Raw genomic sequence first — 10504 nt, 5'->3', positions numbered from 1 at the left:
GGCTTGGGCGCGCCCGGCACCCCCGGAGGACCGGGCGGCGGCGGCACACCGGGGCCGCCGGCCTCCCCCGGACCGCCCGCGACGGGCGGCGGCACCCGGAGGGCCGCGCTGTCGGCCAGCATCGTCGCGGCGGCGTGCACCCCGCCGGAGCGGGGGCCGTCGGGGGCGGGGGAAGCAGCGTCACCGGCGGAACCCTCGGAACCGCCGGTCTTCCCCGTTCCGTCCGGCCCGTCCACCGCGCTGAGATCCACGTCCGCGGCGTCCAGCTGCGACACCAGCTGGGTGGGGATGTAGCCCCCGGCCGGTGCGGCCCGGGGGGCGTCGGCCTCCGGCGCGTCCTGCGGCGCGCCGTCCCGGCCGGGACCGGGAGGAGCGGGAGGGCCGGGAGGCGGCGGCGGACCCGCGGCGGCGTTGCCGGGCAGCGCCGAGCCGTCGGCCAGCATCGTCGCGGCGGCGTGCACCCCACCGCCCACCGGCGGAGCGGGCGGAGCGGGAACGGCCGGTTCCGCGGCGGCGGAGCCACCCGCACCCGGCGGGGGCGGCACATCGGTGACCGGCGGTCCGGACGGCGGCGGCAGCGCGGACAGCCCGTCGGCGGACGGCGGCACGGACGGCGGTGCGGACGGCACCGGCGGCGGCAGCACCCCGTCACCGGGGCCGCCGGCCGGACGCGGCCGCCCCGCCGGACCGCCGTCGGCGTCCGGCAGGTCCAGCGCGGGCGCGAGCCGGGTACGCGGCAACTGGCTGCCGCCCTGGAGCAGTTCGGTCTTGGCCTCGGGGCGCGCCCGCGGCGCCGGCGGGGCCTCGTCCGCCTCGTCGAATCCGGCCAGCGGCGGCGCGAAGACCGTACGGGGCAGCTCGACCGAGCGGTCCTCGCCGCCCGCGCCGTGCGTGGTGTCCGCGCCGTCCCACGAGGCCGGCGCGGCGGAACCGGGCGCGCCGGTGGCCGGGCCGACGCCGTCCCCGGTGGGCCCGCCGTCGGCGGCATTCACGTTCACCCCGGCCCAGGCGTCGGCGGCCGAGGGCGCGGTGGCGGGCCCGGCCGGCGGTATCGGGAGCGGCGCCGCGGCTCCGGTGCCTTCCGCCGCCCGCCGCTCCGCGGCCCCTCGCGCGTCGGCCGCCTCCTGGAGCCATTCCGGCGGCGTCAGCAGGAAGGAGGTGGCCTCCAGGTCGATCCGCTGCGGCGGTTCGGGCGCGTGGTACCCGCCGTCCACGGGAGCGCCGTACGCCTCCTCGTAGCGCCGGATCACCTCGCCGACCGGCAGCCCCGGCCACAGCGTGGTCTCCCCGCTGTCCCGGGCGATCACCAGCCGGGCCCGGCCGCCGCCCGCCGACGGCCCGCCGGCCCGGTCCTCGGCCCAGGCCACGAAGCCCAGGTCGAACTCCCGCACCTGTACCTCGCGGTGGAGCCGCGGCGGCACCTCGCCGTTCACCCACAGCTCCGCGCGCTCCTGCGCCTGCGCGAACGTCACCACCGTGCTCAGCCCCCCACCGCAACCTGGTACGCGAAACCGCCGTCGACCATCAGGTCCGCCACGGTCTCCAGCTCCGGCGGGTTGCCCGCCAGCCGGAGCAGAAAGTCGTCGAAGTCCGCGCCGCACGGCAGCAGCAGCCGCTCCACGCGCTCCTGCACCGTCCAGCCGTCCCGGTCCCGTGCGTCGTCGTACGGGCAGAACCACACCGAGCCGAGCGCCTCGCCGCGGACCTTCACCGCGACCACCCCGCCCTGCACGAACGCCACGCCCAGGTAGTCCTTGGTGAAGTGGTCCCGCAGGCACTTGTTCACATAGACCAGATCGTTGACCGCCACGTCGTCGCGCACCGTGAAGAACGGCTGGTCGACCAGCAGCCCCAACTCCGCGTCGAGCGCCGCCCCCACCGGCGCGCACCCGCCCGCCGCCTTCAGGAACGCGCGGTAGGCCTCCGGCAGCCGGTAGCCCAGCGACTCCTCGGCCTGCGCCAGCGCTTCCTCACTCACCGACAGATCGCGGTGCGGCAGCCCGAAGTGCGCAGGCCGGGTCTCCTGCAACGGCCGGGTGCCGCGCCGGTCGTGCGCCACCGGGGCCGTCGCCAGCCCGCCGTGGTGCCGCAGCAGCGCCTTCACCTCGACCGGCACCAGCTCCATCCGCCGGGTGCCGGCCACGTGGTGCCAGGTCCAGCCGTGCGGGGTGGCCACCGCCGGCACGTCTATCCACAGCTCGTGGCCCTGGGCGTGCAGCGCGGCGTTCGCCGAGACGTAGTCCGTCAGCCGCAGCTCGTCGACGCCGAAGCCCTCCGGCGGCTCGGCGATCTCCGCCGCGGCGCGCGCGTAGGGCGTGAACTCCGGGAAACCGCGGGCGTCCATCCGCACGCCGGCCGGGTACCGCGCGGCGCGCACCGGGTCCGGGAAATGCACGACCTGTCCGGCATACGCCGCGTTCGGTGGCGCGGCATGTCCCGCCGCGCGGGGGCCGGGGAGTGCCCCCAGCCCGTGCGGACCTGTCGTCATCGCGGTTGCCCCCTGGCTCAAGCTGGCTGTGGGGCACAGCCTAAGCCGTACGGCCCAACCGGCCGCCGCCCCGTCCCCCCGCACGTCAGCCCGGCGACACACCGGTGTCACCCGCCGCCCCACCACCTGCGAGCCCCCCGCGCACCACCCCGCCGACCAGCCGCGTTTCCCCGCGGCCGACGCCCCGTCAGCTCCCCGTGAGATCGCCGACAGGCCGCCCGACTACCGCAACACCCAGCACATTTGGCAGGCTGACCCTCCCCCACCTTCGGTGGGGGGACCCCCAGCACCACGGGGATTCGGGGAGGGAAAGCACCACGATGAGCACCACTGCACGCCACCACAACTCAGCCGGCGACCCCCGCATCGGCTGGAGCGGCACCGCCGACACCCCTCGCGCGCCCGCCCTCCGCCACCGCCGCGACGGCATCCTCCCCACCGTCGGTGCCGCCCTGTCAGTACGCGGACAAACCCTTACCTGCACGGCGAGCAAGGCGGAGCAGCCGCCGGCACTCCACCCGCTGGTCCAGGATTTCCTCGACGCGCTCGCCACCGCACAGCGCGAACGTTTCACCGGACGCTGCCCCGAAGCCGTCCTGCTCTCCCGCCACCTCACCGCCGTCGAGGCCAACCGCGGCAAGCGCGCCTCCCGCAAGCCGCTGACCAATGGCGAAGCCCGCCGTTCCCTGAAACACTCCAAGATCACCGCACGCCATATCCGCGAGGACGGCGACCCCCAGCACGGCGGCTACGCCCCGCCGTGCCGCTCCTGCGACGCACTCCTCGCCCACTTCGGTGTCATGCCCGTCGGCGCGACGCCCACAGGAAGCTGACCGCCACCATGCCGACCACCCCCGGCCCCCGCACCGCCGCCCACGACCGCGGCGACTCCACCCGGTTTCCCGCCGCCGTCGACGTCGCGCTCCAGGACGCCGGCTGGCACCCCGGCCGCTGGGACATAAAGCAGGCGGAACACTGGGCCGACACCCTGCGCGCCCACACCTCGCCCGCCGGCCACCGCCACACCGTCTTCCCCGCGGCCGTCGAGGCCTGGGCCGAATTCGGCGCGCTGCACATCACCGGCCCGGGGCCCGGCCGCCACATCGCCCCCGCCCCCTTCGTGCTCGACCCCCTGCACGGCCTCCACCTCGCCCGCACCCTCGGCGATCTCGGCCGCGCCCTGGAGACGGACGTGGCCCCGCTCGGCCGCGAGGAACTCACCGCGCCCGACGGGGCCACCTACGGCCAGGCCGCCCTCGCCATCGACGCCGAGGGCCGGGTCTACAGCCTCGACCACACCGGCGACTGGTATCTGGGGCCCGACATCGACACCGCGCTGGGGACGCTGGTGCTGGGCAGCCGGCCCACCCGGCTCGCGCCGGACGCGGCCGGCTGAACCGGCGGGACCGGGCGGCCGGATCAGGCGGCCGGCACCGGGGAGACCGGCAGCACCGCCGACACCCGGAAGCCACCGGTCTCGGTCGGGCCGGAGACGAAGACGCCGCCCAGCGCCGTCACCCGCTCCCGCATCCCCACCAGGCCGTTGCCGCCGCTCGGCAGCCCGGCACCGGCCGCGCCGCTCTCGCCGGGGCCGTTCTCCACCTGGACCGCGAGCTCGCCGTCCCGGTGCGCCAGCCGCACCCGCGCCTGCGCACCCGGCGCGTGCTTGTGCACATTGGTGAGCGCTTCCTGCACGACGCGGTAGACCGTCCGCTCCACACGCGCCGCGTACCGGCACCCGGCCTCGGCCGCCACCGCTCCCCCGGTGTCCCCGGCGTCCCCGGCATCCTCGTCGACCGTCAGCTCGACCGTCATGCCGGCCGCCCGGGACTGCCCCACCAGATCCGCCAGCTCCGCGAGGTGCGGCCCCTCGGCCGCCGCCTCACCGCCCCGCTGCTCCGGTACGTGCGCCCCGGTGGGCGCCGCATTGGCGGCTCCGGGCCCCGCCGTCGGCGCGCCGCCGGACGGCTTCGCGGGCGGCTCGGCCGGGCGGTCCCGCTCCGTCGCCTGCGCCCCGGCCCGGGAGGCCACCGCCGCCAGCCGCTCGGACGCGGCGGGCGCCGAGGCGCCCCGCACCGCCGGCCCCTCGGCCGTCCGCAGCACCCCGAGCATCTCCCGCAGCTCGGTGAGCGCCTGGCGGCCCATGTCGCCGACCAGCCCCGCGTTCCGCGACGCCTTCTCCGGGTCCTTCAGCGCCACCGCCTGCAGCGCGGCCGCGTGCACCACCATCAGGCTCACCCGGTGCGCGACCACGTCGTGCATCTCGCGCGCGATGCGGGTGCGCTCCTCGTTGCGGGCCCACTCGGCGCGCTCCTCGGCCCGGTCGGCCAGCAGCGACAGCTCCCGCTCCAGGCCGTCCGCCCGCTCCCGCAGGCTCTCCACCAGCCGCCGCCGGGCACCGATGTACAGGCCCCACAGCACCGGCGGCGCCGTCAGCAGCAGCCCCACCGCGACCGAGGTCACCGGCGCGAACCACAGCGGCGGACGGAAGCCCTGCTGACCGGCCATCCCCTGCTGCACGTTGAGGTACGACGTCACCCACGACCCCACCACCGACATCCCGGCCAGCAGCGCGGTGATCCGGCGCGGCAGGTCCGACGCGGCGAGCGTGTACAGCCCCACCAGGCCCAGGAGGACGCCCATCTCGGCGGGCATCACCGCGATCGAGACCAGCACCACCGCCACCGGCCACCGGCGGCGCACCAGCAGCACCGAGCCCGCCAGCAGGCCGAGCAACAGCCCCAGCAGCTCGGGCAGCTGGGCCTCGTCGGCGAATTTCGCCCCCTCGATCAGGCACTCCAGGGCGGACGCCGCCGCCAGAAACACATCCAGTACGGCGCTCCGCCGCCGGGCCCACCACCACGGCCCGTCCACCGGCCCGTTCACCGGCGCACCCCGCGCGCCCACGCCTTCGTCACTTGCCCCCGTCGCGGTCATACCGCCCAGCCTACGGGCGCCCGCCCCGGATCCCCCTAGGAGTTGCGCAGCCCATTACCAGGCCGTATCCCCGGATTTCCCTCGAACTATAAATTCACCCGCAATACCGACATCCCGCCCCACCCGCCCCGCACACACGCGGCAGCGGCATCACACGGACCTATACCGTCGCGTCAACGGCTGGTGGTACGGCATAGTGTGGGTGGCCGAGCGGCCGTACCGGCGCACCGTCCGGAGCGGTTCGCCCTACCATCCCCTGTGGTGTAATTGGCAGCACTGAGGCTTTTGGTGCCTTATGTCCGGGTTCGAGTCCTGGCAGGGGAGCAAACGCACCACAGGCATATTTCCGGGTCCTGACCACCACGTCAGGACCCGCACGCGTTTCGGCTGCAATACGCACCGGTATCCTTCGGGTGACCACCACCCGAAGTAGCCAAGAAGCCGAAGGGCATCCCCGTGAGCGCCAACCGCCCGGCAGCCGTCGTCGTTCTCGCAGCGGGTGAGGGCACCCGCATGAAGTCGGCGACCCCCAAGGTCCTGCACGCCCTCTGCGGCCGCTCCCTCGTCGGACATGTCGTCGCCGCCTCCCGCGAGCTGGACCCCGAGCACCTCGTCGTGGTCGTCGGCCACGCCCGCGAGCAGGTGCGGGCCCATCTCACCGAGACCGACCCCGCCGTGCGCACCGCGGTGCAGCACGAGCAGAAGGGCACCGGCCACGCGGTCCGCACGGCCCTGGAGGAGCTGAGCCAGAGCGGTGTCGCCCTCGACGGCACCGTGATCGTGGTCTGCGGCGACACCCCGCTGCTGACCGGCGCGACCCTGGAGCGGCTCGGCGCCACCCACGCCGCGGACGGCAACGCCGTCACGGTCCTGTCCGCCGAGGTCCCGGACGCCACCGGCTACGGCCGGATCGTGCGCGAGGCCGGCGGCGCGGTGACGGCGATCGTCGAGCACAAGGACGCCACCGACACCCAGCGCGCCATCCGGGAGATCAACTCCGGCGTCTTCGCCTTCGACGCCCGGCTGCTCGTGGACGCCCTGGGCAAGGTGCGCACGGACAACAGCCAGGGCGAGGAGTACCTCACCGACGTGCTGGGGATCGTGCGCGAGGCCGGGCACCGCGTGGGGGCCGCGGTCGCGGACGATCACCGCGAGATCCTCGGGATCAACAACCGCGTCCAGCTCGCCCAGGCGCGTGCGCTGCTGAACGAGCGGCTGCTGGAGCGGGCGATGCTGGCCGGCGTGACCGTGGTGGACCCGGCGTCGACCCTGATCGACGTGTCGGTGACCTTCGAGCCGGACGCGACGGTGCACCCGGGGACCCAGCTGCTGGGCACCACGCACCTCGCCACCGGCGCCGAGGTCGGCCCGCATTCGCGGCTGACCGACACCACGGTGGGCGCGGACGCGGTGGCCTCCTTCACGGTCGCCGAGGGCGCGCGGATCGGCGCGGGCGCGAATGTCGGCCCCTACGCATATCTGCGGCCGGGTACGGATCTCGGTCCGAAGTCGAAGGCCGGCACCTACGTGGAGATGAAGAACGCCACGATCGGCGAGGGCACGAAGGTGCCGCATCTGTCCTATGTGGGAGATGCCACGATCGGTGAGTTCACCAATATCGGAGCGGCGAGCGTCTTTGTGAACTACGACGGTGAGGCGAAGCACCACACCACGGTCGGATCACATTGCAAGACGGGCTCGGACAACATGTTTGTGGCTCCGGTCACGATCGGGGACGGCGCTTATACGGCGGCCGGCTCGGTCATCACCAAGGATGTGCCCCCGGGTTCGCTGGCGGTCGCGCGCGGCCAGCAGCGGAATATCGAGGGCTGGGTCGCGCGCAAGCGGCCCGGAAGCGCCGCCGCGCAGGCGGCTTCGGCCGCTCGCCAGGAATCCGAGGGCGAGCGGTGACCGTGCAAGAGGTGCGCCGTGCGGGGCGTACCTTTGTTGAGCGCACGCAAACTGTGATTCGAGGAGATTTGCTGTGACCGGGATCAAGACGACCGGCGAGAAGAAGCTGATGCTCTTCTCCGGCCGCGCCCACCCCGAGCTTGCCGAGGAGGTCGCGCACCAGCTGGGTGTGGGCCTGGTCCCGACCAAGGCATTCGACTTCGCCAATGGCGAGATCTATGTCCGCTATCAGGAATCGGCGCGTGGCGCGGACTGCTTCTTGATTCAGAGCCACACGGCTCCGATCAATAAGTGGATCATGGAACAGCTGATCATGATTGATGCGCTGAAGCGGGCCTCGGCCCGGAGCATCACCGTGGTCGTGCCGTTCTACGGCTATGCCCGCCAGGACAAGAAGCACCGCGGCCGCGAGCCGATCTCGGCGCGGCTGATCGCGGACCTGATGAAGACCGCGGGCGCCGACCGCGTGGTGACCGTGGATCTGCACACGGACCAGATCATGGGCTTCTTCGACGGCCCGGTGGACCACCTCTTCGCGCTGCCGGTCCTCGCGGACTACGTGGGCGCGAAGGTGGACCGCGACAAGCTCACGGTGGTGTCCCCGGACGCCGGCCGGGTGCGGGTCGCCGACCGCTGGTGCGACCGCCTCGGCGCCCCGCTGGCGATCGTGCACAAGCGGCGCGACAAGGACGTGGCGAACCAGGTCACCGTGCACGAGGTCGTCGGCGACGTGAAGGACCGGGTCTGCGTCCTGGTCGACGACATGATCGACACCGGTGGCACGATCTGCGCCGCCGCCGACGCGCTGTTCGCGAACGGCGCCTCGGACGTGATCGTGACCGCGACGCACGGCGTGCTGTCCGGCCCGGCCGCGGACCGCCTGAAGAACTCCAAGGTCAGCGAGTTCATCTTCACCAACACCCTGCCGACCCCGTCGGAGCTGGAGCTGGACAAGATCACGGTGCTGTCGATGGCGCCGACGATCGCCCGGGCGATCCGCGAGGTGTTCGAGGACGGCTCGGTGACGAGCCTCTTCGAGGAGCAGTGAGCGGGTCGGTGGGGTAGTCCGCACTGATCGACTTTGGGGCGGCCTCCCGGCCGGGTAGACTCATCGAGTTGCTCGGCGAGGGAGGCCGCCCCGTGTGGTGGTTGTCCGTTATCGACGCGCTCTTCGTAGCAGGTCTGTCGTGGGCCGGGTGACGCCCACCAGATGTTTCTGAGTTACGAGGAGTGCTGTTATGGCTGAGGTCAAGCTCACCGCCCAGGTCCGTACCGACTTCGGTAAGGGTGCCGCCCGCCGCGCCCGCCGCGCCGACCTGGTGCCGGCCGTCGTCTACGGCCACGGCGCGGAGCCGCAGCACGTGGCGATCCACAACCACGCGCTGATGATGGCGCTGAAGACGCCGAACGCCCTGATCCGCCTGGACTTCGACGGCAAGACCGAGCTGGTCATCCCCAAGGCCGTGCAGCGTGAGGCCATCCGCCAGTTCCTGGTCCACGTGGACTTCCTCGCCGTGAAGAAGGGCGAGAAGGTCTCCGTCGAGATCCCGATCAACGTCGAGGGCGACCTCGCCCCGGGCCAGCTCGTGCTGGAGCACGTCCTCAACACCCTGCCGGTCGAGGCCGAGGCCACCCACATCCCCGAGTCGGTCACCATCTCCGTCCAGGACCTGGACGCCGGCGCCTCGGTGCTGGCCAAGGACATCACCCTGCCGTCCGGCGTCTCGCTGGCCGTCGAGGACGACGCCGTCGTGGTGCAGGTCATCGCCGCCCAGGCCGAGGCGCCGGCCGAGGAGGCCGCCGAGGGCGAGGGCGAGGCCGCCGAGGCCTGAGTCTCTTCCGCTGGGTAGATTTCTCAGCGAGTCGTCCAACCGCCGCCGCGCGCCTTTGGGTGCGGGGCGGCGGTTGGACTGTTTCATGGGCAATTGCGGTCGTTGGCCGGCGGCGGTCGGCGGGATGTGGGAGTGACGGAATGTCGGACGCGGATCCGTGGCTGGTCGTGGGGCTGGGTAATCCGGGCCCGGAGTACGCCGGAAATCGCCACAACGTGGGCTTCATGGTGGCGGATTTGCTGGCGCAGCGGATGGGGGGCCGGTTCAAGGCGCACAAGGCGCGGGCCCAGGTCGTGGAGGGCCGCTGCGGTGCGCCCGGGCCGGGAAGCCGGCGGGTGGTGGTGGCCAAGCCGTCCTCGTACATGAATGTATCGGGCGGGCCGACCACCGCACTCCGGGATTTCTACAAGGTGCCGGTCGCCCACATCATTGCCATTCATGACGAGTTGGATATCGATTACGGTGCGCTGCGGCTGAAGCTGGGCGGCGGCGACAACGGCCACAACGGGCTGAAGTCGATCACGAAATCCCTGGGTGCGGAGTACCACCGGATCCGGTTCGGGATCGGACGCCCGCCGGGCCGTATGCAGGTGGCGGATTTCGTGCTGAAGGACTTCTCCTCGGCCGAACGGCGCGAACTGGACTACTTCGTGGACCGCGCCGCGGACGCGGTGGAGACGCTGATCGTGGACGGTCTGGAACGGGCGCAGAGCACCTACAACTCCTGAATGGGACAGCGCGGGTCAGGGGCCCACGAACCGTTTCCGGAGGTTGACGGGCGCTGATGCATGGCCAAGGATCGCCGCCATGCCCCGAAGCAGTACGCGCCCCCGTCCGGTCAGACGCAGTCGTACCCGCCGGGCCGGCGAGAGCGCTTTCGGCGCGCTGCTCGTCGCCAGGATCGCCGTGATGGGGCTGCTGGCCGCGCTGTTGCTGGTGGCCGGGGTGTGGACGTCCTGGCACACGGCGCAGTACGCGATGCTCGTCAAGGCGCGCGAGCGCGGGCTGATGACGGTGTCGGCGTGTGCGGGTGAGCGGTGCACGGGACCGTACGTGCCGACGGGCGGGGACGGCCGGCGGCGGCCGAAGGTGACGATCGCGCAGGCGGCCGCGCCCGACGAGGGCGAGCGGGTCGAGGTCGTGGTCGAGCCGGGGACGACGCACGCGGTGCGGGCCGGGACCGCCGGCATCCTGCACGCCTGGGTGCCCTTCGCGGGGGCGCTGCTGCTGGCGGCGCTGGTGGTGGCCGGCGGGATGCGGATGCGGCGTACGGCGTGGGTGATGGGACTGCTGGGGGTCGTGCTGCTGGGCGCGGCCTTCGCGGCGATGTAGGGCA

10 protein-coding genes and 1 tRNA gene are annotated in these 10504 nt (G+C 73.3%); 8 read left to right on the top strand and 3 right to left on the bottom strand.

Annotated features, from left to right (window positions below; all coding sequences use genetic code 11):
• Positions 1 to 1475 (bottom strand): SUKH-4 family immunity protein (locus IEY78_RS28880; RefSeq protein ID WP_506417104.1); only part of this gene is annotated, 1475 nt, incomplete at its 3' end.
• Between the two features lie 5 nt (positions 1476 to 1480).
• A complete protein-coding gene (locus IEY78_RS28875; protein WP_189103229.1) occupies positions 1481 to 2488 on the bottom strand; it encodes an SMI1/KNR4 family protein in 1008 nt (335 codons plus the stop codon).
• A gap of 320 nt (positions 2489 to 2808) precedes the next feature.
• Here IEY78_RS28875 and IEY78_RS28870 point away from each other — a divergent pair, with 320 nt between their 5' ends.
• Both IEY78_RS28870 and IEY78_RS28865 read left to right on the top strand, forming a co-directional pair.
• Positions 2809 to 3321, top strand: coding sequence for a YwqJ-related putative deaminase (locus IEY78_RS28870; RefSeq protein WP_189103227.1), 513 nt, complete (start codon positions 2809 to 2811; stop codon positions 3319 to 3321).
• Between the two features lie 8 nt (positions 3322 to 3329).
• Positions 3330 to 3884: an SUKH-3 domain-containing protein gene (locus tag IEY78_RS28865; protein ID WP_189103225.1), complete on the top strand. Its 555-nt coding sequence runs from the start codon at positions 3330 to 3332 to the stop codon at positions 3882 to 3884.
• Positions 3885 to 3907: 23 nt separating this feature from the next.
• Here the strand turns inward: IEY78_RS28865 and IEY78_RS28860 are convergent, their stop codons facing one another.
• On the bottom strand, positions 3908 to 5425 hold the full coding sequence (locus tag IEY78_RS28860; RefSeq protein ID WP_189103223.1) for a sensor histidine kinase: 1518 nt from the start codon (positions 5423 to 5425) through the stop codon (positions 3908 to 3910).
• 252 nt (positions 5426 to 5677) lie between these two features.
• Between IEY78_RS28860 and IEY78_RS28855 the strand changes: the two genes are divergently transcribed.
• From IEY78_RS28855 to IEY78_RS28830, 6 genes are all read left to right on the top strand, one after another.
• Positions 5678 to 5749: transfer RNA gene (locus IEY78_RS28855), tRNA-Gln, on the top strand.
• A 132-nt stretch (positions 5750 to 5881) separates the two neighbouring features.
• Positions 5882 to 7336, top strand: coding sequence for a bifunctional UDP-N-acetylglucosamine diphosphorylase/glucosamine-1-phosphate N-acetyltransferase GlmU (gene glmU, locus IEY78_RS28850; RefSeq protein WP_189103221.1), 1455 nt, complete (start codon positions 5882 to 5884; stop codon positions 7334 to 7336).
• Positions 7337 to 7409: 73 nt separating this feature from the next.
• Complete coding sequence (locus tag IEY78_RS28845) at positions 7410 to 8384, top strand: ribose-phosphate diphosphokinase (protein ID WP_093483605.1); 975 nt, start codon at positions 7410 to 7412, stop codon at positions 8382 to 8384.
• Between the two features lie 190 nt (positions 8385 to 8574).
• A complete protein-coding gene (locus IEY78_RS28840) occupies positions 8575 to 9168 on the top strand; it encodes a 50S ribosomal protein L25/general stress protein Ctc (protein WP_189103219.1) in 594 nt (197 codons plus the stop codon).
• Positions 9169 to 9308: 140 nt separating this feature from the next.
• Positions 9309 to 9896, top strand: a complete 588-nt coding sequence (pth, locus tag IEY78_RS28835) for an aminoacyl-tRNA hydrolase (protein ID WP_189103217.1) — start codon at positions 9309 to 9311, stop codon at positions 9894 to 9896.
• 79 nt (positions 9897 to 9975) lie between these two features.
• On the top strand, positions 9976 to 10500 hold the full coding sequence (locus IEY78_RS28830) for a hypothetical protein (protein ID WP_189103215.1): 525 nt from the start codon (positions 9976 to 9978) through the stop codon (positions 10498 to 10500).
• Positions 10501 to 10504: the final 4 nt, after the last annotated feature.

This window comes from Streptomyces kronopolitis (assembly GCF_014646275.1).
In the GTDB taxonomy this organism is placed as follows: domain Bacteria; phylum Actinomycetota; class Actinomycetes; order Streptomycetales; family Streptomycetaceae; genus Streptomyces; species Streptomyces kronopolitis.
The sequence above is the reverse complement of the archived record's forward strand: the minus strand, read 5'-3'. Positions and strand labels throughout refer to the sequence as shown.

Excerpts from the sequence above, each read along its gene's own strand:
- IEY78_RS28840 (WP_189103219.1), top strand. The coding sequence starts at position 8,575 with ATGGCTGAGGTCAAGCTCACCGCCCAGGTCCGTACCGACTTCGGTAAG.
- IEY78_RS28860 (WP_189103223.1), bottom strand. The coding sequence starts at position 5,425 with ATGACCGCGACGGGGGCAAGTGACGAAGGCGTGGGCGCGCGGGGTGCG.
- IEY78_RS28875 (WP_189103229.1), bottom strand. The coding sequence starts at position 2,488 with ATGACGACAGGTCCGCACGGGCTGGGGGCACTCCCCGGCCCCCGCGCG.
- pth (WP_189103217.1), top strand. The coding sequence starts at position 9,309 with ATGTCGGACGCGGATCCGTGGCTGGTCGTGGGGCTGGGTAATCCGGGC.
- IEY78_RS28865 (WP_189103225.1), top strand. The coding sequence starts at position 3,330 with ATGCCGACCACCCCCGGCCCCCGCACCGCCGCCCACGACCGCGGCGAC.
- IEY78_RS28830 (WP_189103215.1), top strand. The coding sequence starts at position 9,976 with ATGCCCCGAAGCAGTACGCGCCCCCGTCCGGTCAGACGCAGTCGTACC.
- IEY78_RS28870 (WP_189103227.1), top strand. The coding sequence starts at position 2,809 with ATGAGCACCACTGCACGCCACCACAACTCAGCCGGCGACCCCCGCATC.